This window comes from Paenibacillus sp. W2I17 (assembly GCF_030815985.1).
GTDB lineage: Bacteria > Bacillota > Bacilli > Paenibacillales > Paenibacillaceae > Paenibacillus.
The window spans coordinates 1,922,401-1,944,303 of record NZ_JAUSXM010000001.1; the positions used below are offsets into that span (position 1 = coordinate 1,922,401).

The following is a 21,903-nucleotide window of genomic DNA, read 5'->3' on the forward strand; positions in this document are numbered from 1 at the left end:
ATTCCTCAAACGAAAATCAACAAAAAAAGCCAACCAGACAAGCTGGTCAGCTCAAAGACGACTTCTATGATTGGCGATGCAATTGGGTACGGTACAGATCGGGCGAACATCCCACACTTTGTTTGAACATCCGACTAAAATGCGAAAGGCGTTTGAAACCGGACAATCGACTTGCTTCTGTCACGGTGATCTCAGGCTGAAACTGAAACAAAAGCTTCGCCTGATTTATACGGCGGTCATACAGGTATTTAAATATCGTCAAACCTGTCATTTCCTTAAACATGCCTGCCAGATATGGCTTGGACAGATGTAATTCCAGTGCCAGATCATCCAGACCAATGTCCTTCATATAATGGGTATCCACATAACGAATAATGTGTTGGACATGCCGCTCCCTCTCCGATGAGGGAAGTTGTTCCTGGACATCACCCTGGCAGATCTCTGCTACAAAATACAACAGATCACACAGTCTGACATTCATTCGCTCTTGCCTGAAATTGCTCTGACTTTGAGACAGACGATGAAGATCATGCAATAGAGCTTCGAATTCAGAGCGGTGATCTCCCTTCAGATTGACCCGACAGTTTCTGAGTTCTTCAAATGGTCTCAGGACCTCAGCCATACGGTCCGGATGCAGGCTGCTGCGAATGGCAGACGGATCAAAATGCAGTGTGCTTCGCTCATAAGCACTGCCTGGCTTCGGATGTGGTCGATGAAGAGTCAAGCCATGCATTAACACCAGATCACCCGGCTCCAGGTTATATACCCGGTCTCCTATGATGTAGGTACATTCTCCATCATGAAAATAATAAATCTCATAATGTGGATGTGAGTGGAATCCATCTGACTTGCCTGGGTTAAATATGCTGGTGGATCGGTAACTATACTCCAGTGAAGCACTAAATTGCATCATGCTCGGCACATTCATGCACCTCCTGTTCGGAAGAGGGAAACGATTTGTGTCATGTCCCTGTAGGATATATGAAAGTGAAATTATAGAATCTGTTTAATACTTTCTTGAATCTCGTCGATGGAGTCGATAGGTTCGAAGCGTCTGACCACACGACCCTCTGCATCAATCAGGAATTTCGTGAAATTCCATTTGATTGCATCGCCGTGTAACCATTCCGGTGCCTTCTCAGCCACCATTAATTTCAATAATTTGGCCTGTATATCTGTTTCATCAAAGCCAGCAAAAGGCCCTGATCTTTTCAAAAAGTCGTAGAGCGGGTGCGCCGCTTCTCCATTCACATCCAGTTTGGAGAACATCGGAAATTTCACACCATAGTTAATCTGGCAAAAGGACTCCGCTTCCGAACTGCTTCCAGGCTCTTGCTCTGCAAACTGGTTACACGGGAAACCAATAATCTGAAGTCCTTGATCCTTGTACTGGTCATACAGCTTCTGCATGTCATCAAACTGGTGCGTATATTTACATTTACTTGCCGTGTTTACGATGAGCACAGGTTTTCCTTCATATTGATAGAGTGGGAAACGCTCTCCACTGGTTCTGGTTACGGTAAAGTCGTAGATGGTTGGCATAAGTCTAGTGCACCTCGCGTTAGTTATGTAGTCATACAGCATCATATGTCATTGTTAATTATATACGAAGTTTGAACTATTGTATCGGAGAAGATAAGTTACTCTCCCTTTCAACAGAAAACCCTTCTGCCGCGAAAATCTCTTCGTTCAGCAAAAGGGTTATTATATGGGATCACAGTGACAGCAGCTTCAGCCCTTCACGGCACTTCCGGCCACGCCCTGAATGATATAATGCTGACCCACGAGGAAAACGATGATCATCGGAATAATGCCTGCCGTGGCAGCGGCCATCATGCCGTTGTAATCTACATTGTTCTCCAGAATAAAGTTCTGCAGTCCGAGCGGAACGGTGTACAAGTCTTTGTCGATCAGGAACACGAGCGCATTCTCATAGTCATTCCAGTGCCAGGAGAAATCGATGATCGCCAGGGTAGCCAGTGCAGGCTTTGCCAAGGGCAGAATCAGCCTGAAGAATATGCGCAGGTGACCGGCACCATCGATGAACGCCGCTTCCGAGATCTCTGAAGGCACGGACAGGAAGAATTGCCGCAGCATAAACACCCCAAAGATCGTGAACATTCCAGGCAGGATCAATGCCCAATGTGTGTTATATATGCCGACCCACTCAAACATCAGAAACTTCGGTACAAAGAGCACCTGCGGAGGCACCATCATCATCGAGAGATAGATCAGGAACAGCGTCTCCCGACCTTTGAATTGAATCCGTGCGAAGCCATAGGCTGCAAAAGCTGAGAGAAATACAGCTCCGACCGTGCTAATTAGTGATATTTTCAACGAGTTCAGATAATATGTCGCAAAAGTATCCGCTCCGCTCCAGACCTTGATATGATGCTCCCAGTTCAGGCTGGAGGGTATCCACTGGATGGGATAGGTGAATACGTCCGCAGGAGATTTGAACGATGTGCTGATCATCCAGATGAACGGCATAATCATCAGCAAGGCAAAACCGGACATCAGAAGTGTCAGTATGATTTTTCGAATCTGCGTTAAGGACTCCATGCGGACTTTAACTTTAGGTGAATGCGGAGCTGTGGGCTTTGCGCTCGTGGCATTTCGTTTTTCCATAACGATCCCTCCCCTCCTTAGTAGTGAACCCAACGTTTCTGACCAAGCCACTGCAGAACGGTGAAGACCATAATGATGGCAAAGAGCGCCCAGCTAATGGCAGCAGCGTATCCCATCTCGTAGTAGCGGAAGGCATTCTGGTAGATAAACAGCGACAGGACGGTTGTACTGTTCCCCGGCCCACCCTGGGTAATCGCTTGAATGATACCAAAGTTCTTGATGGTCATAATCAGCCCGGTAATCAGCAGCAAAAAGGTAGTCGGGCTCACAAGCGGCCAGATCACTTGGCGTATCGTCTGCCAAGGACGGGCTCCATCAATCCGTGCAGCCTCAACCAATTCCTCCGGGATTTCCTGCAAGGCGGCCAGATAAATAATCATGTTGTAACCCAGCATGAACCAGATCCAGATGATATCAATCGCATACATGGACCATTCAGTTGTTGATAACCAGCCCGGTGGGTTCGTTATACCAATCCCGCGCAAGAAACCGTTAATCGGCCCCGACGTTGGCTGGAACAGCAGCATCCAGACAAAAGCGATGGCAACACCGCTGGTGATATAGGGCATGAAATAGAGAGCACGCAGCGTTTTTTGCCAATACACCGACTTGTTCAGCGCCACCGCCACGATAAATGCCAACCCCATCGATACCGGAACCGCTAACAGAAATACAAATGTATTTCGCAGCGCCACCCCAAACAGATCATCATTCAACATCCGGCGAATGTTATCCAGCCCGACGAAATTCGTCTCCGGGCTCATGAATTTGTAATCAGTGAACATGAGATAGAACGAATAAACAGCCGGTATAATAAAAAACAACAGCACGCCAATCATATTGGGCCCAATAAACAGATACCCGAGCCTGCTCTGCCGTTTCATCCAGGATTTATGCATATGCTCCCCCACTCCTTAACATCTGTTCTGGAATTAAGCATAACAAGATGTCCTCTAACATTTAAGGAACATAACCCTGTACCTGATATCACAGATATATGTATTTCGGCAGTGCCTTTCGGGAGGGAAACAACATGGAATTGTTCTATTGCTTATAATAGAAAAAACCGCCCCATTGGGGACGGCCTTTGTTCTCGATGCATTTACATTACATTCTATTGATTCTGCTTCAGCCAATCATTATGGCGTTTGACCATGTTCTGAACCGTAACTTCGGCAGTCTGGTTACCAAGGAAGAACTTTTCATACTCCTGTGCACGCAGATCGACCACTTCCTGCGCAATGCTGCGGACAAACGTAGGTGTCTCGTCACCGTACAACACAAATTCCAGTGACTCCTTGTCATAAGAATCGGCATAATCGCCCAGCAGATGATCGATCGCAGTCTGCTGATCGACCGCATTCGAGGAAGGTAGACGCCCACCCGCAGCCATCGGCATCATTCCCCCATCGGCGTACCATTTCAGGAACTCCCATGCGGCTTCTTTATTTTTTGACTTGGAATTGATCGCTATAAAGTCACCCAGTCCCCCGCTCTTCACCATATCTGCTTCCTGTGCAGCTAGTCTTGGTACAGGGGCAAAGGCGATTTTCCAATCCCGAGGGAACTCGGTCATGTTGTTTGATGTGCGGATTAGCCATTCGCCGATATTAATCATGGCAGACTCACCGCCAAGGAACATGTTTTCCACCGGCATTTTGGAAGTCAGCTGCTCTCCGAGCGGAGGCGTAGTTGCATCCTCCTTCATCATTCCGTTCAACGTCTCCAGCCATTTAGTGACGAGTGGATCATCAAGGTTGGAAGAACCGTCTGCCTTAACATAGCCGTTCTTCACCAGAACAGAATCGAGCGGGTCTACATAGGAAGCAGTATGCTGCACCAATCCGTACTTGAAGCCAGCCGCCTTCAGTTTGAGTGCATATTCACGAGCTTCATCCCATGTCCAGGCTTTTGGTACACTCAATCCGGCCTGATCAAGCGCTTTCATATTTAAAGCGAAGAAGGCAGCGTTTTTCTTGGTTGGCATCCCGTAATATTTGCCGTCCACTTTCCAGGAAGCCGCATCTTCACCCATTTTCTCATCAATGTTGTAATCGGTGAACTCGCCCAGATCCAGTGCTGTCCCGCCCTTGATGCGTTTATCCAGATTGGTGAGGGTATAGTTGACGTACAGGTCGACGTTCTGCCCGGTGGACAGCGCCGTATCCAGCTTCAGGTTGCCATCATCGTCATTCACAAACCGCACATATTCCACCTGAATATCAGGATGTTCCGCATTCCAGGTATCCACGACTTCCTGTGGACCATTCTCGGGCGGCACCGCGCCCCACATGGTGAGCTTCACTTTTCCCCCTGCCGCTCCACCTCCGTTATCCCCACCGTTCGTCTCATTTTTACCTACACAGCCGGCAAGCAAGCCCAGCATCAGCGCACCTACGATTAATCCCGTTAATCCTTTTTTGATTCTCATCTGGTCACATGACCTCCCTGAATTGAAGTGTACCTTCCGTTACATCGTAGCAGGGACCTTGCTGGGTTCATAAGATACATATCCATGATTCGGATTGAACAAAAATACGGATTTACTTGTGCTTGCCTGAGCACTCGGTACACATATTCCTTCTACTCATCCTGTGAGTCACGAACGATGGCGATACTGGCTGGGCGTGCAACCGGTCCAACGCTTGAATATTTTGATGAAATAATTATCACTTCCGAACCCTACCCGGTAACCAATCTCCTGTACAGGAAGGTCCGTCTCGCGCAAGTATTCTGCCGCTTTCTCCATCCGTACCCCATGCAAGTAATGAATCAGGGTATGGCCGGTTTTCTTTTTGAACAGAGCACTCACATAATTCTCGCCCATCATCACATATCGTGACATGGATTTGACGGTAATGTCTTGGTCGTAATGCTGTCCGATGTATTGAATTATTTTGCTAATCTCCGGATGTTTCACAATTGGCTCACGAACAGGTGTAAATGGAAGATCCGTATCAGACGGGGGCGCAGAAGAGACCGTAAGAGAATTAGGCAAATCAGGCGTTGATGGGAGAACCGGTGTGGAAGGTGGCACTTCATGATGATCTGTCTCTGTCCGGGCTTCAGTTGAAGCTCCCAGTTCTGCACTTACTTTACGGAGTGTATCACGCAGTGAATTCACACTCATGGACAGTTTCAAAATATAATTGGAAGCCCCGTATTCCATTGCACGGCGTACATATTCGAACTCCCCCATACAGGTGAGCATGACAAATTTGGTTTTTAACCCGGCCTGACGGGTCTGTTTGAGTAATTCCAGACCATCCATACCTGGCATGACAATATCGGTCAGTACCAAATCCGGTGTATCCTGTATAATCATCGCCAGTGCTTCGGTCCCGTTACCGGATTCTCCGATGACCGTGAAACCCAGCTCTTCCCAGGAAATAATCTCTCGTACCGACTCACGTACAAATACCTCATCCTCCACAAGTAATACCTTCCACATTCCAGATTCCCCTCTCCAGTCGTCTAGTCTGACCGCTTCTGTAAGTAAGGCGTCGACAATAAAAAAGGAATGCTGAACCTCACTAATGTCCCCGGATTAGTATCAATCACTTCAAGTTCACTTTGGCCTTTGAACAATAACCGCAATCGTTCCTTAAGGTTAGACAGGCCGATCCCCGGACGTGTGCGAGTCATCTGCTGACGCCGGGATTCCTCCATTCCAATTCCGTTGTCTGCCACCTCCAGCATCAGCTTTCCTGTGTCTTGCCTGTAAATTCCGATGCGGATCTGACCAAGCTGTTCCAGTGGCCCGACACCGTGATGAATGGCATTCTCCACCAGTGGCTGCAAGCTCAGCTTGGGCACCAGCGCATACTCCAATTTATCGTCAAATTCACAAGTCACCTCAAAGCTATCGCGGTAACGAATCCGCTGAATATGAAGGTAGGCTTGAACCAACTCAATCTCGTCCTTCAGGTATACCAATTCGACCTGTGAATTCAGGCTGACCTCCAGTAATTTGCCCAAGGAAACACACATCTCGGAGATCTCCTCATTCCCGCTGCGTATCGCGCTCCATTTCATTGTATTCAATGTATTCAGGAGAAAGTGCGGATTCATCTGGGCCAGAAGCATATGAAAATGTACCGCTTCCTTTTGACGTTCCTCCGCCTTGAGTCTGTTGATCATCTGATTGGCATCATCCAGCATCGTATTAAACGTGCGTGTTAGTTCCAGTACTTCCCCACGGCTGCGGCCTTCGGGAATACGAATCTTGAGGTTTTTGCGGACAACCTCCTTCATCTTATTCTGTAAGTGCGACAAGGGGCGCGTAAACGTTGCCGAGATCATAAAAGCCATCACTACAAATGCTCCTGTGAAACCAAAAAAGGTCAGAAAGTAACGCTGTTTAAGCTCGGATATCTCTGTAAACAGGATGGAAAGTGGAATACGATTCACCATATACCAGTCCAGTGATTCGATGTACACGTAGTTAATCAGTGTATCCGAGGCTGGATCAGTCAGATAAGCCTGTGCCGGATGAAGAGCTATTTCACGCGTAACCTCCGGGGAAAGCACCGCTGTTTTGGATGAACTGGCTATGGTCTCTCCACTACCTGTAATAAGGTAATACTCCTGGTTACTCTGGGAATCCTTCAGCATGGTCTGGAACCAGTAGGAATAATCAATGCTAATTCGTGCCAGCCCGTATCGCTTGCCGCCGCTATCTTTCATGTAAGCATACAGCGACAACAGATATGGGCTGGAGGATAACTCTCTGAGCACAGGGTTGGAATCCCGTGCATCCCAGCGATAGAAAAGTTCTTCCGATTGAAGCGAGTGTGAATCCGTACCGCCTTTTGGAATGGTTATTCCCCCCAAACGTTCGCGGAATTGTTCCAGATAGGGGCCATAAGTCAGTGCTTTTTTGGGCAAATACGAAGTGTAAACGCTATCATGAAAATCCAGCAAGGTAAAGTACACCGAAGGATTATATAGGAAGAAACTGTTGTTGATCATCTTGAACTTTTCTTCTACCAGCGACTTGTTCTCAAGCGGCGTACGACTGTCCGGGGAGGTTAGCACACTTCTAACCGCGGAATCCTGTTCCAGAAAAATGAGCGTTTTGAAGGCAATGCTCATCTGGTCCTCCAGAGAGCGATACATCTGGACTAGCTGCTCATGACTCTGCTCACTGATTTTCTGCTCGACCAGCGATTCAATTTGCTGATAATTGTAGACATTCAATGCACTGAACGGTAAAAGAATCAACACCACAAATGCACCGAACAGGCGGTATCTGAGCCGCTGTGGCAACCAACTTTTCCAATTTGGCTTCTTCATTCCTTAGTGCTCGCTCCCCTACAATTAATGACCCCATTATAGCACCTACCTGCCATTCACAGCCGGGGGCGGATGATTTGCATGGATTTGTGATATCCGTTGCCTGCACTCAAGAGAAATGCACAGATATGTTCTATTGGTGTAAGAAATGAATGTATGGATGGACGACACCCTTACCTCATACTTGATGTCGTTTCCGATACTCCGAGGGACTGATTCCTATGGTGGACGAAAATACACGGCTCAGATAAAATCCGTTCTCATATCCACATCTCTCGGCTATCTGCGTAAGGGTCAGACGGCTATCTGCCAGCAAGGCTTTTGCTTTTTTGAGACGAATCGCTTTCAGATAATCAGATGGTGTCTCTTGAAAGGCCTCCCGGAACCTTCGGGTGAGCTGGACTGGACTTAAAGCCAAATGTTCAGCCAACATTCGGAGACTGACCGCCTCTCCAGCCCACTCCTCCAACAATACTGCCGCTTCAGCCATGAGGGCATCCTCCGTGAACTTCGTTTCCATTAGCCTGCTCTGTCTGCGCTCCCATTGATATAGCCGCCACAAATCCAACATCAGATGAGTTTTCCATCCTGTTGTAGCCTCATCGTTGTCCTCACTCGCCAGACGCAGGTAGGCATATGTTGAAGCCAGACGCTTCGTATCATTAATGAGGGATCTCCCGATTGGCGGCAGGAGACTCTCACCCTCTGCGGAGTTACAACGGAACAGCATATAGTGAAACGTCAGCGGGGTTACCGTCTCTCTGCGAAAAGGAACGTGGGGCGGACATAATACCAGATCAGCAAAACCCGCCTCTCCGGTCTGCCCATCAATCTCGTAACGAAATACGCCCTCTTCAACGGCAAAGACCACCCAAGCGTCGTAGATATCTTCTGCCAGAGCAAATTCAGCTTTCTTCTTCCAGTAGATGTGATTAAGGAGGTCCATGACACACCTGCCCTTGTTGTGAAATAAAGTATATGCTCGATGATAATATAGTGTATTTGAAAAGTAAATATATAGAACTAATATGAAATTATAGATATGAAAAATATGAAATCTGAGCTTAGGCTCATCCATATTCAATGAGAGAGGTGTTCATATGAAGCACGAACTCGTTAAACCGGATATCACCGTCATCGGGGGCGGGCTTGCTGGCGTATGCGCTGCCATATCTGCTGCCCGGCTGGGCCAACAGGTCGCTCTGGTGCAGAATCGTCCTGTACTCGGTGGCAATTCCAGCAGTGAAGTACGTGTGTGGGTCTGCGGCGCTACCGCCCACGGGATTAACCGCTATGCCCGTGAGACGGGCATCATGGGGGAACTGTTTGTAGAGAATCAGTATCGTAATCCAGAGGGCAATCCCTATCTCTGGGACTTGATCATTCTGGAAGCCGTTCGAGCTGAATCCAACATCAGCCTGTACCTGAACACGGATGTACATGAAGTCGAGGCCACTGGGGATGGAGATGAACGCATGATCACCTCCGTTACCGGATGGATGATGGGTTCTGAGCGCAAAATCCGATTCGAGAGTCAGATCTATCTGGACTGTACGGGTGATGGATTGGTCGGCTTTCTGGCTGGAGCCAAGTTTGCACTCGGGCGGGAAGCCCGCAGCAAATATGGCGAAGAGTGGGCACCAGAGGTGGCTGATCAGATCACGCTGGGCAGTACACTTCTCTTCTATACCAAGGATACTGGTGCGCCTGTCCGTTATATCCCGCCTTCTTTTGCCAAGGATATCACACAGACCAGCATTCCGATTCGCCGGGTCATTCGCAGCGGGGATTCCGGTTGTCATTACTGGTGGATTGAATGGGGCGGTGAACATGACACCGTTCATGACAATGAGCTGATCCGTGATGAACTGTGGTCCGTGATTTACGGGATCTGGGACTATATCAAGAACTCCGGCAAGTTCGAAGCTGACCAGATGACGCTGGAGTGGATTGGTTCTCTGCCTGGCAAAAGGGAGTACCGCCGCTTCACGGGTGACTATGTGCTCACCCAGAACGATATTATCAGCCAGCGGGAGTTCCCGGATGCCGTTGCCTTTGGCGGCTGGTCCATTGACCTGCATCCCCCGCAGGGCATGTATGCCGAAGCGAGTGGCTCGAAGCATATGCATGCCGATGGCGTATATCACGTGCCGTTCCGCTCGTTGTATTCCGCGAATGTGCGGAATATGCTCATGGCCGGGCGCGACATCAGTGCATCACATGTCGCCTTCGGCACAACCCGCGTCATGGCAACATGCGCGGTCATCGGCGAAGCCGCGGGTACGGGCGCGGCGCTCTGCGCGGCCATGGGGGTGTCGCCGCGCGAGCTGCACGCGAGGCATCTGGCGGTCCTGCAGCAGACATTGCTGCGGCAGGACGCTTCCATCATCGGGGTGCGCAGCCACGATGAGCTGGATCTGGCCCGGCGTGCCCAGGTTACAGCCTCCAGCACGCTGGCCGGCATCGCCCTTGAGCAGCCTGGCGAGACGTACCCGCTGGGTACGGATGTTGCCCTGCTGCTGCCCGTGCATCCAATGCTTAGCGGCCTGGAGCTGCTGCTGGATGCATCCAGCGATACCGCGCTGACGGTAGAGCTGTGGGATACGGGGCGTAAGGAGAACTACGTCCCGCATTCGTTACAAGTTACGGCGACTGTTAACGTTACAACAGGAACTGCGCAGTGGGTGAAGCTTCCGCTCGAATGGCGACCGGAAGAACCGCAGAATGCTTTTATTATCATCCGTGCCAATAAAGCCGTCTCACTCTACCATTCGACGGAGGCACACAGCGGCGTGCTGATCTTCTTCAAAACAGAAGAAAACCACGTGTCCAAAAATCTGGAGGATCATGCCACGGATCAGCCTGTCGTATTATGGTCCATGCAAGGGTTGGCGCGTCAGCCCTTCTGCTGTCGTACCCTCTCTGAGACCACGGCCTATTCAGCGGACAACACGATCAACGGTTACCATCGACCTTATGGTGGGCCGCAACAGTGGATGTCACAGCCGATGCAGTCTGGCAAGCCGGAATGGGTACAACTGACATGGGAAGAACCACAAACCTTGGCTGAATTGCACTTGACGTTTAATGATGATGTGAACGAGGATCTGGTTAATTTACATCACCATCAGACTGCATTCCGTGTGATGCCTGAACTTGTGCGTGATTATCGGGTGGAGGTATTAAGTCGGTCTGGGGAATGGATCGAGATTGTACATGTAACGGAAAACCGCAAAAGAAAAGTCATTCATACCCTGGATACACCTGTGTATTCACAGGTGCTTAGAGTGAACATGGATGCCACCAATGGAAGCAAGTACGCGGAGTTAATCGAGATTCGGGCCTATGGGGAGCCAAGGTTGACAGGCAAAAGCTAAACGCAAAACACATTGGAATAACCCCTGGGATTTCTCATGAATTCTAGAGGTTATTCCAATGCCTTTAAAGAGGTCTATTTCAACTTAAATGATCTGTATATAAAAAATGCAATTGAACCAAATAAAACGATAATGAATATAACAATGGGCAACCAACCGTTGTTAGCCTCTTTTTCACTGGAAAAACCAAGGATCATCCAACTTATATACATGAAAAACAGTGTTATTTCAGCCTTCATTACATTAACCATGATACGAGCATTTGTATATTGTCTCTCTGCGTTGTCTAAATTTAAGTTCAAGTAATTATATGTATGTGGGTATTTTTCAAGAATCGATAGACCAATCCATAATATAAGTCCGATTATTAATGGTATCCAAACGACCCACTTTCCCCCCCACCCATCCGGTTCTCCTTTCATATTAAAATGTATCGGCAACTCATTCGGTAATGTCATCCATTGCTGGGTGAAGTATAACGTAAAGATAAAAAACAACATAAATGTCGTGATGTCTAACACTATTTCTACTCTCGTTTTCTTGATTGCTATCTTTGGACGTTCTTTGAGCTCCAATTTTGTTCACTACTCCTTCAATAATCTATTTAGTAGAGGCACTTCAAAGGAGTATAGAACAAAATAGGTGCCCTTTCAAACCAAAAGGAGGATACAGGAAACTGTATCCCCCATCCTCCGTACAAGTCCGACTTCTTCTATTCGGCGGTTGGGACCCGCAAGCCCTCAATCAGAATAAACAACGTAAGTGCTTGTCCATATCCCATCGGACTGATCGCTATATCTTTATAAAACTGAGCATCCTGCCCCACAGGAGTACCATAGGACACCTGCTGTACAACTCCGTGATCATCAATTTGTTTCAACACTGCTTCAAGCGCCCTCAAGCCATTCTGGCGATAGGATTCATCCAGGTATCTATACCGGATTCCCTTGAGAATGCCGTATCCAATCGCTGCTGTTGCCGAGGTTTCTTTGTAAGAGGTGGGATCATCCAGAACAGTGTGCCACATGCCATCCTCACCCTGAAGCTTGCTCAGTGCTCTGACTTGAGCGGTTGCTGTATCCAGCAGATAGGCCTTCAGCCCGTCTTCGATCGGAATGATATTCAGAAAATCCATAACTCCCGCCGTATACCATGCATTGCCCCTTCCCCAATGAACAGCACCATAGTTATGATTTCCATTGAAATCCCAGCCATGATAGAACAAACCGGTTTCCTTGTTATATAGATATTTGATATGCACAAGGAACTGTCGTTTGGCTTCTTCCACCATGTCGGGTTTCTTGAAGTAGACCCCTGCCTTGGCCAAAAATAGCACCGTCATAAACAGGGTATCAATCAAAATTTGACCATCATTGGCGTCTCCCGTGATCATATGTTGAAACGCACCATCTCCGGTACGCAGCAGTCCATCCATGATCCAACTGCTCCACTCCTCACAGACCCGTTCGTACTCCCTGTTTCCGGTCAGCTCGCATAGTGAGATCAAAGTAAGAAGCGGAGCACAGGTGTTCACATTTTTTTCTGGTAATCCTTCCATCATCCTTGCATTGTACCATGATTCCAGAAATTCCAGCACTTTAGGATCTTTCGTTGCCTCATGGAGCTGAAGTAAGCCGTATAGACCGACACCTTGCGGCCATTCCCATAGATGTATGTCGATTAGTCCGATGGGAAACTGTTCATTGATGCTTGTGTTTTTCATAGACTCCATCGCTTGGGATACCTTGCTTATTCTCTCCTGCAACACCATTTGATTCGGCATGTTGGTTATCACTCCCTTGGTTTCTTGCACACGATTCAGCGCTCGATGTCCAGTAACTTCAGTTGTCCCTTCACTCCATGACCGTCATGTACGATTTCCTCTTCTTGAATATGAAAAGGCTTGTTCATTCCCCATCGAATTGGACCATATACCGGGTCTGTTAGAGTGAGAGTTAAAGCTTGACTATCGAATTGCGGGCTTGCAGAACGAACTTGGTTTATAAAAGCGTCAAACGACCCGAATTGCTGTTCGCTTCCTGCTCTTATAATCCAGGCGTTACGTAAGCCAGGGGAAATAAGCTCACGCTCTCTCGTCACCCCGTTGCTCTCCATACTCGTCCCGTTAGCCGCATATATGGCCGCATACCCCTTATCCAAACGGGCAAAATGCCAGTTCTCATGCCTTACCCATTCCGTGAAGGAGTGAGTAGGAAAATAAGCATGTGTCCAGTCAGAGTTGTTATCCGCAGGAACATCAAACATCATCAAAGCGATCCCCTCATGCTGAACAACATCGGGCAATATCCCATTCCCAGCCCAGAAGCAAGGTCGACCATCCCCATGCTTGTATATTTCTGCCGGATGATTCACCCAGATCAGCGCCTCAGGTGATAGCGATAAATGCTGGACATGCTCCTGATAACCTGGCTTGCCTGGGCGGAACCGAATGATTGAGGATAAGGAATATTCCTTGGTCCGACAATGATAGAGCTTGGCGTAACCTCCCTTGCCCTGCTGATTGGCGAACACCAATTGCTGATTGTCCCCAAGCAACAGATGCTCCTGATATGCTGCTGGAGGACTGTAATCCGATAAACTCAAGGCAACATTGCTTATTGAATAATTGTTTACATGACCAACGCCATAAGCGATCCAGCACATTGAAGTGGTTCCCGCTGCATAACTACCCAGCAGTTCCTTCTCATAGCTGCGCCCAAACGTTGTAGACAAGACTCCTTGATGCATCTGAACGGTAATATAATAAAATAACAGGTCCATTGCCTTTTTGGCTTGCTGCCTGAGCTGTTCATTATGGGCAAATTCATAGATATGCAACAACCCAACCGCATCAATCGGAATGTATGCACTTGAATTCCATTCTGCCAATCCTTCATCCAAAAAGCGCTCAAACCATAATGCAAGCCTCTGCTCTGCTTTTTGACGGTGTACTTCACCGGATTCACCACTGTTGCTGAACGTTTCATCCCCAAACAGCTGTCCGGCTAACAGTTCATTGGTATGGAACAACAAGGCATGGTTCTCACTGAAGAACCACATCACATCATCGCCAGGTTCATCAATCCAATATCGATAGCCCAGAATGCTTGCTTTTACCCGATCCCAGAACGACTCACTGAACAGACCACTATTTCGTTCATCTCTCCAAAGACGGAACAGTCCCACCAGATAGAAGTCACTGCAATCCTTCCGTTGCTCAATCCCTTCCAAACCATCAAGCAAAATGTTCTCCGCTTCTTGCAGATTGCCTCCTGTTTTGATCATGGCGATGGCCTTATGAATATTGGGACTGCCCTTCTCGGCAATGCATTGCAGAGCCAGGGATTTGCGGGCTTCAATATCCGCAGCTTGCTGAGCAGCCTCATCATAGCTGGTATCATAGGATTGGCAGCCGAACTTCTTGGTTAGTACAACGTTTGAAACTGAAATAGCCAGCGTGAAGTATACGTAATGATGACCGAGTTGATTCGTATGTGCCAGGACCAGGTCCGTTTCCTTTTCGGCTATGTGTATCGTCTTAGTTTCGGTGCCATCAAAAAAATTGCCATACTGAATATCAACCTCTCTAACGATATCCGGCAAGGGAAGCGGCAGCTTAAGCTTAATCTGCTCACCTCTGAAGAGATCTGAAGGAAAATGAGCCTGTTCGAGGGCTTCCTCTGCGGATTTTACAGACTCCGACAAATGAGGAGCAATAGGCAGGGAAATCACCAATTCCTCGTCTCCCAGATATTCCACCGCAAAAGCATACATCGTATCCCGCTCAGCCAGATCCTCCCAGCAGGCATAGATCTCATTGATTCCAGCTACTAGTTCAGCTTTAATAACGACTTCCTGCTCCTTGTTACGCGTGAGTGGTGCAAAGTCCGTTACCATTTCCCCATTCACCCACAACGTCAGACTGCCATAGGTCTTAATCCGCAAAGAGGCGGTATGAGCAGTCGGAGAAATGAGTCTTGTCGCCGCGTAACTGCGCAGATGTGTCGGTACAAACCAAAATCCTGATTGCTCCACCCGTGGATTATTCCAAGGTGAATACAGTGCCCAAGGCATTCCGTTCTCTTCTCCAACGAAGTCGTCTCCCGGGCTAGGAAACTCGCTCCATTGATCAAAAAATCGGTTCACAGGCTGCGTTCTCCTATGTTCTACAAATTCCTTTCTGCATGGATTCTCATGAATGGCAAAACCGTCGATTAGCCAATCATTAATATCTCCCTCCATCGTTGTTGGAACAAAGGCAACAGGCTTTGTATATATGCCGCTGATCATCCAATGATTAATGACCTGATTGTGACCTAATTTCATAGGTTTATAATTCAAGGTATCCATCCCACTCCGGGTGGTATCTGACATTCAACTCATCCTTTCATTCCTGAAGTAATCATACCGCTGACAAAATACCGTTGGAAAACCATAAAAACAATAAGTACCGGAAGCATCGTGATGACGGACATCGCAAGCAAACTTCCCCAATCTACGTTGTATTCACCAATAAAATTAGAGAGCGCAAGCTGGATGGTATATTTCGATGGATCACTAATCGCAATTAACGGCCATACAAAATCATCCCATCTCCACATGAAGGAGAAGATTGCGAGCACCGCAAGAATTGGCTTCGCTATCGGAAGAATAATGCTCCAGTAAATTTTCCATTCGCCCGCTCCATCCATCCGGGCAGCTTCCAACAGCTCATCCGGTACGCTCAACAAATACTGCCGCATAAGGAACACACCTGTTGGGGTTGCTGCTGGCGGGATAATAATCGCGAGCAGGCTATTATACAACCCCAGAGCACTCAGCACTTTGAATATAGGAATCATGATTACCTCAATCGGAATCATGAGTGTTGAGACAAAACCGATTAATATGATCGTGCTTCCGCGGAAGCGGTACTTCGCGAGTGCAAAACCTGCCATGGAATTAATCAATAACAGTAGCACCGTTGAGGACACGGTTACGATCGTACTATTCATAAAATATAAGCCAAAGTCACCTTTACTGAATGCCTCCTTGAAATGCTCGAAGGTGACGGGCTGCGGCCACAACTTGGGAGGGAAGCTGTACAGATCGCTATTCGTCTTCAGAGAAGAAATCACGACCCACAGGACAGGCAGGAGCCACACCACTGCAGCAATACTTAACATACTGTAGATGACGACTTTGACCATAGGCTTCATTACCATTACGTAGCCCCTCCTTTCGATAGACGGAATTGCAGAGCCGAGAATCCACCGATAAGGATAAACAGCATCACCGACATGGCACTGGCCAGACCGAGCTCCTGTCTGTTAAAGCCAATCTCATAAATATATTGAACAATATAGGTGGTATCTTTGCCCGGCCCACCACCTGTAAGCGCAAACATAAGTGGGAATGCTTTGAACGCGTCAATCAGAGTCAGCATCACAACAAGCAAGCTTGTTGGCTTCAAAAGCGGGAGTGTGATATAACGAAACACCTTGATTCCCGTTGCCCCGTCCAAGCGGGCAGCCTCATAATAATCCGTAGGTATAGCCTGCAAACCCGCGATAAAAATGACCATGAAAAAGCCTGCACGTGACCATACTGTCGCGATGATTACAGCCGTATTAGCCCAAAAGGAAGAGGTTAAAAAGCCGACGGGTTCCACACCAACCACGGTTAGCAGATGATTCAAAATGCCAAATGAATCTCCGAAAATCCACTTCCAGGTCAATCCTACGATAATGTAAGAAATCATGGTCGGCCAGTAAAATACGGCCCTGAAGAACCCGCGCATTCTAATCTCGCGCGCAAGCAGCAAAGCAATGCCTAACGCTGCTGCATATATTAGCGGGACAACAATCGCTGCATAAATCCCCGTTCGTCCGATGGTCGACCAAAATTCCCGATCTCCTATAATTTTGATATAATTGTCCAGCCCGTTGAACTTCATTGGGTTCAATCCATCATAGACATGGAAGGAATAATAGAGGCCCAATAAAGAGGGAAATACGATAAAAGTTCCAAAGATCAGGAGGTTGGGAAGTATAAACAGATAAGGAGCAATAACGAGCTTCCTGTTCTGTTTTGCCAGCGTATTTCTGTTTAATCGTTGTCCTTCACTCATCTGCTTGCCCCTTCCTTATGCGTTATTCGAAAGGGAGGCTTTACAGGTATCGATAAGCCTCCGTTATGCGAATTAATCAAATGACTTTACGTTTATTGACTGCCAATAGCCTCGTTAATCAACTTGGCTGTTCGATCCAAAGCCTCCTGCGGAGTTGCCTTATCGGATAGAACCTCAACAATATTATTTTTCAGGTCCGTTGTAATTTTGGATATAATTGTCTGTCTGGACCAGTCATTAGCTGCAAGAGGCGAACTGTTCTTCAGTTCATCCGCGAAAATTTCAAACATCTCCTTGCCAAATTCATAATTCAGGACAGCGCTATCCTTCCGTGGACTCATAAACAATGACTCCTGATTATATTTTGAATTCACTTCTTTGGACGTTAAGTATTCAATAAATTCTGCCGCCTCCTGCTCATATCCACTGCCTTTGAAAGCCATCAGAAACTTCCCGCCGGGTACTGAAGAACGTTGTGTTCCTTTTGGCATGTAGGTGACTCCCCATTCAAAATCGGTGATATCCTTGTAATTGCTGATCATCCAGTTGCCAGCCCAGTGGGTAGCCACCGTCCCGGAACGGAACAGGTTGTTCGGATTTTCCCCTCCGAGCCATACGGATTCGGGCATGATCCCTTCTTGATGAAGCAGCTTGAACTGCTCCATGCTACGGATTCCGGCTTCACTGTTAATCGCTGCTGCAGTGCCATCCTCTGTTAAGATGCTTCCGCCATTCTGATACAAAAGAGTGGACCATCTATGCGGTGTGACATCCCATACCATGCCATAACGTGCTCCGCCTTTATCCATAACCTCTTTTAACGCAGCTGTGTATTCATCCCACGTCCATACCTGGTCAGGAGATGTCGGTACTTTGACGCCCGCTTTATCAAATAAGGTTTTGTTATAAATAAGCCCATTCGCTGTAACATCCATAGGCGCCGCTACCAGCTTGTCATTAATAACATAATAAGGTTTAAGTGAGTCAATAAATTGATCCTTGAATTGGTCCGCATTGTCCACGTAAGGTGTCAGATCAACCGCTTGATTAGCAAATGATCCGGTATCCGTGACCCGGCTCAGGGCAGGTGGCTTTCCACCGGATAACATTGTTTTTAATTTGGTTTGGATATCCTTGAAGCCAACTTCAATCAGGTTGATTTTAACCTTGGTATTGGTCTGCTCATACTCTTTAATAATTTCCTTGATGACTTCTCCTTCTTTTCCGTCAGAGAACCACAGGAAATCCAGGGTTGTTTGTTTTGGATTAGCATTGGTACCTGAATTTCCGCAAGCAGTCAATACGATGAGTAACATGACCAATACCATGCTAGTGATGAGCTTAAACGTTGTTCTTTTTGTCATATCAACATCTCCTTGGAAGGGTCTAATGAATTTTGGCTTCGTTGAGCAATTCACTTTTACGGAATAACTGTGGTGATACGCCCACATATTGTTTAAAGGCCCTGCTAAAATATACAGGTGTGTTAAAACCTAGCGTCTCAGATATGGACAAAATCGGTGCATCCGTAGACAGCAACAATTTTTTGGCCTCTGCAACTCTTTTCCGTATAACATAATTGCTTATGGTATATCCCGTCGTCTCTTTGAAAGAATGACAAATGTAGTACTTATTCAAATGGAGTGTTTTGGACAGTTCATCCAACGAAACATTCTCCGTATAGTTCTGGTTTAAATAATGAAGAACCCGGCTTACGCTTGTCTGCTTCTGGGAAGAACATAAGATAGGATTGGCGGATTGCTCACTGGTCGTTTTCCGGTAAATCCGCAGTAGCAATTGGGTAAGACTTAATTTCACCATTGTTTTGTACCCTGTATTCCCTGCCCCCATCTCCTCCTTGATTCCCTTAAATATAGCTGTGATATGCTCACGCTCCTCCGGAGGCCAATGCACCAATAACCCATTGGGATGACGGAATATGGACATCAGATTCTCCAACTGACTGACAGCAAGCATGTCCAAAAGCAATAATTCCGTGAAATTGACGAAACTTCGCTTGTACACGATTTCTCTTGAAGGATTGATTCGGTGGGGCACACCGCCTCTGAATATAAACATATCTCCAGGCAGCGGCTTATATATTCGGTCACCGATTAAAAAGGTTGCATCTCCTTGAATAAAATAATGTATCTCATACCCATTATGCGTATGAACAGGCCATTCATCCTGAAAATTATCTGCTTCTGATCGCACATAAACTTCATTTTCCTGCAAAGCAATATTCGTCGGGGTGTGTATGGTTAGCATCAGTAAAGATCTCCCTTCCCAGAATATAAAAAGCAATATAGTTTAATAATTTACAATGATAGCGCTTTACAATGAATTGTATCACAGTTATTTCGATCTAATCTGAACTATATTGCTGTATTGTTGATCACAATTGTTGAAAATGAATAGAAAGGAATTCATAGGGATTCGAAAGATGGAAACAAAAAAACCGCTGTCCAGCCCTTAGGCTATCACGCGGTCCATTAGCATTACCTTTCAAACCCATTCATCCCAATGGTTTTCAAGAAAAATGACTTCTTTCTCATAGTGGGCCAGATGACCCTCTTCGACCATCTTCATAAAAGCGACATCTCCATCAGCCGCACGATCAGTCAGTGTTTTACACATGAAACGGATACGGGATATGACCAATCCTTCAAATCTGCTGGAACACTCAGCCCGTACGTAGCCATGAATAAGGCAATCCGTTCTTTCCGAATAGTTCCGTGCGCCTGGCTGGCGTATGGCATTACACCCTTTCCGTCCATCTCTGGTGAAAAATCTGCGAGTGGAACGGATGTATACAAGACATAGGCGATATCCCACATTCGCGGACCCGGACCCGCCATATCAAAATCAATAATGCCTTGAGGACGGCCATCCTTGAACACCACATTATACGGCGCAAAATCGTTATGACATACAACTTCATCTTCAGTTATGCCTGGATATTTGTTCGTTGATACTGATGTTGTTGTAAATCCAACGGTCGCATCATGGTAACTTCTCAACAGTTTAGCGACTTCAATCAAAGATTCGTCTGACCACATATACTCTTCTAGATCAGGGTAGTCATTGCCTGGAACGATGCCTTCAAGGTAAGAAAGTACTTCTCGCCCCTGTTCATCTATTCCCAGAAATCGAGGGGCATGATCATAACCAACTTTTTCGAGATGTAAAAGCAATTCAATCACATATGGATTTGGTTTCGCATGCCGGCGAACCGTCTCGCCTATTCTGATGACCTGATTCACATTACCTCCCGATAACACTTCCTCCTGTTTGGCCACTTTCACCCCTCCTCAAGCTAAACTTCCTTGCTATGCCCATGATTACGATTTTTCTTATAACTCCCCGGGAATCCCGCGACCAATAGTATGAATCCAACAAAAAACATGAAGTATACGAGTAAACCTGTTGGATGCTCGTTCGTCTGAGCAAACTGGGGTACGTTCGTCCCTCCTGACGCATATCCTGCTTCTACTATAGCGACAGATACTCGGATTGAAATTCTCTCCATCGTTGAAATAAACACACTGCCAAGCATGAGGACTACACCCAAAATCTTGTTAATATTATTCATTTCATGCCTCCTTGATTAAGCGTCCACTTTTTATGAGGTTATCTACTTAATGTCTTTCGATTCTCTAGTCTATATTCCTGCATGTTATATTAACAGTCCGTTCCTATATCATCATATCAAATAGCGGCGTCATTACTGACGCCGCTGTTGACGCTCTCTGAATAAGTTACGTAGCTACCACTTGGTGCAGATCCATACTATTTTCGAAAAAGGCTGACCGTTCAACATAATACAGATCATACATCTGTTCATTCATATTAATCCGTTGATATACATCTGGATACACATCATTGGCTAATTTCACATAAGGCAGTTTTTGTACCGCTTTTCTGGATCTTATATTCTGCTTGCGTATCTTCATAAATACCGTTTCAATCCCATGTTCCAGAAACAATTCAACAAAAAAGGCTGATTTGGCTCTTTGGCTATACCCATTTCCAAAAAAAGGTGATCCAATCCAAGTGGCTAAAAAACCGGTTTGATGCTCAATATGATATAGATCAATGGTTCCAATAGGCTGCCCTGTTTCATTCAAAATCGTTCGGGAAATCACTGTCTTTTGCTCTTCTTCGACCATCAATTGTTTGGTCAGGAATAGATATTCTTCATACGATTGGCATGCATAACGAACGTAAGGAGAAACTGCGGGGTCCATCATTAAGCTGTACAGTGAAAGGCATTCCTGCAAATCACGTTTTTTTAACATTCTGTCTACCACCTAGTCCTTTTAGTTCGCTATATCAAGCAAATTAAGTATATAAAAGCTATTGTGGGATTTAATGAATTCTGTATGTGGCTTATGTAAAATTCATTGGTAAATGTTGTACGACTTCACCTCGGGTAACACAAAAAAACGGCATGTCCCTTTTGAAGGAACACGCCGTTTGCACGGATGCCGATAG

19 protein-coding genes are annotated in these 21,903 nt (G+C 46.7%); 1 reads left to right on the forward strand and 18 read right to left on the reverse strand.

Features of this window, described 5'->3' with window-relative positions; genetic code table 11:
- Positions 1–64 precede the first annotated feature (64 nt).
- From QF041_RS08220 to QF041_RS08255, 8 genes are all read right to left on the reverse strand, one after another.
- The gene (locus tag QF041_RS08220) at positions 65–913 is read right to left on the reverse strand and encodes an AraC family transcriptional regulator (protein WP_307416925.1); all 849 of its coding nucleotides are present in this window, start codon (positions 911–913) and stop codon (positions 65–67) included.
- Between the two features lie 80 nt (positions 914–993).
- The gene (locus QF041_RS08225; RefSeq protein ID WP_307413458.1) at positions 994–1,542 is read right to left on the reverse strand and encodes a glutathione peroxidase; all 549 of its coding nucleotides are present in this window, start codon (positions 1,540–1,542) and stop codon (positions 994–996) included.
- A 189-nt stretch (positions 1,543–1,731) separates the two neighbouring features.
- Positions 1,732–2,628, reverse strand: a complete 897-nt coding sequence (locus QF041_RS08230) for a carbohydrate ABC transporter permease (RefSeq protein ID WP_307413460.1) — start codon at positions 2,626–2,628, stop codon at positions 1,732–1,734.
- 17 nt (positions 2,629–2,645) lie between these two features.
- Positions 2,646–3,527, reverse strand: a complete 882-nt coding sequence (locus QF041_RS08235; RefSeq protein ID WP_074094700.1) for a carbohydrate ABC transporter permease — start codon at positions 3,525–3,527, stop codon at positions 2,646–2,648.
- Positions 3,528–3,742: 215 nt separating this feature from the next.
- Complete coding sequence (locus QF041_RS08240) at positions 3,743–5,059, reverse strand: ABC transporter substrate-binding protein (RefSeq protein ID WP_307413462.1); 1,317 nt, start codon at positions 5,057–5,059, stop codon at positions 3,743–3,745.
- 168 nt (positions 5,060–5,227) lie between these two features.
- Entirely contained in the window at positions 5,228–6,079 is an 852-nt protein-coding gene (locus QF041_RS08245; RefSeq protein WP_221825073.1) for a response regulator transcription factor, read from the reverse strand.
- 23 nt (positions 6,080–6,102) lie between these two features.
- Complete coding sequence (locus QF041_RS08250) at positions 6,103–7,923, reverse strand: cache domain-containing sensor histidine kinase (RefSeq protein ID WP_307413464.1); 1,821 nt, start codon at positions 7,921–7,923, stop codon at positions 6,103–6,105.
- A 178-nt stretch (positions 7,924–8,101) separates the two neighbouring features.
- Positions 8,102–8,869: a helix-turn-helix domain-containing protein gene (locus QF041_RS08255; RefSeq protein ID WP_307413466.1), complete on the reverse strand. Its 768-nt coding sequence runs from the start codon at positions 8,867–8,869 to the stop codon at positions 8,102–8,104.
- Between the two features lie 154 nt (positions 8,870–9,023).
- Between QF041_RS08255 and QF041_RS08260 the strand changes: the two genes are divergently transcribed.
- Positions 9,024–11,300 (forward strand): FAD-dependent oxidoreductase, encoded by a 2,277-nt coding sequence (locus tag QF041_RS08260; RefSeq protein ID WP_307413468.1) that lies wholly within the window; start codon positions 9,024–9,026, stop codon positions 11,298–11,300.
- 74 nt (positions 11,301–11,374) lie between these two features.
- Here the strand turns inward: QF041_RS08260 and QF041_RS08265 are convergent, their stop codons facing one another.
- The 10 genes from QF041_RS08265 to QF041_RS08310 all read right to left on the reverse strand — a co-directional run bounded on the left by QF041_RS08265 (position 11,375) and on the right by QF041_RS08310 (position 21,707).
- A complete protein-coding gene (locus tag QF041_RS08265) occupies positions 11,375–11,875 on the reverse strand; it encodes a DUF1648 domain-containing protein (protein ID WP_307413469.1) in 501 nt (166 codons plus the stop codon).
- Positions 11,876–12,012: 137 nt separating this feature from the next.
- Positions 12,013–13,083 carry a beta-galactosidase BglB gene (gene bglB, locus QF041_RS08270; protein ID WP_307413471.1) on the reverse strand — a complete coding sequence of 357 codons (1,071 nt, stop codon included), beginning with the start codon at positions 13,081–13,083 and terminating at the stop codon, positions 12,013–12,015.
- Positions 13,084–13,118: 35 nt separating this feature from the next.
- Positions 13,119–15,674, reverse strand: a complete 2,556-nt coding sequence (locus tag QF041_RS08275) for a hypothetical protein (protein ID WP_307413472.1) — start codon at positions 15,672–15,674, stop codon at positions 13,119–13,121.
- 5 nt (positions 15,675–15,679) lie between these two features.
- The gene (locus QF041_RS08280) at positions 15,680–16,498 is read right to left on the reverse strand and encodes a carbohydrate ABC transporter permease (RefSeq protein ID WP_373461381.1); all 819 of its coding nucleotides are present in this window, start codon (positions 16,496–16,498) and stop codon (positions 15,680–15,682) included.
- Positions 16,499–16,503: 5 nt separating this feature from the next.
- Entirely contained in the window at positions 16,504–17,409 is a 906-nt protein-coding gene (locus tag QF041_RS08285; protein ID WP_307413476.1) for a carbohydrate ABC transporter permease, read from the reverse strand.
- 92 nt (positions 17,410–17,501) lie between these two features.
- Positions 17,502–18,773, reverse strand: a complete 1,272-nt coding sequence (locus QF041_RS08290; protein WP_307413477.1) for an ABC transporter substrate-binding protein — start codon at positions 18,771–18,773, stop codon at positions 17,502–17,504.
- Between the two features lie 22 nt (positions 18,774–18,795).
- Positions 18,796–19,677 carry an AraC family transcriptional regulator gene (locus tag QF041_RS08295; RefSeq protein WP_091031576.1) on the reverse strand — a complete coding sequence of 294 codons (882 nt, stop codon included), beginning with the start codon at positions 19,675–19,677 and terminating at the stop codon, positions 18,796–18,798.
- A 353-nt stretch (positions 19,678–20,030) separates the two neighbouring features.
- Positions 20,031–20,708 carry a phosphotransferase gene (locus tag QF041_RS08300; RefSeq protein ID WP_307413479.1) on the reverse strand — a complete coding sequence of 226 codons (678 nt, stop codon included), beginning with the start codon at positions 20,706–20,708 and terminating at the stop codon, positions 20,031–20,033.
- Between the two features lie 17 nt (positions 20,709–20,725).
- Entirely contained in the window at positions 20,726–21,001 is a 276-nt protein-coding gene (locus tag QF041_RS08305) for a hypothetical protein (protein ID WP_091031581.1), read from the reverse strand.
- Between the two features lie 166 nt (positions 21,002–21,167).
- Complete coding sequence (locus QF041_RS08310) at positions 21,168–21,707, reverse strand: GNAT family N-acetyltransferase (protein ID WP_307413482.1); 540 nt, start codon at positions 21,705–21,707, stop codon at positions 21,168–21,170.
- Between the last annotated feature and the right edge of the window lie 196 nt (positions 21,708–21,903).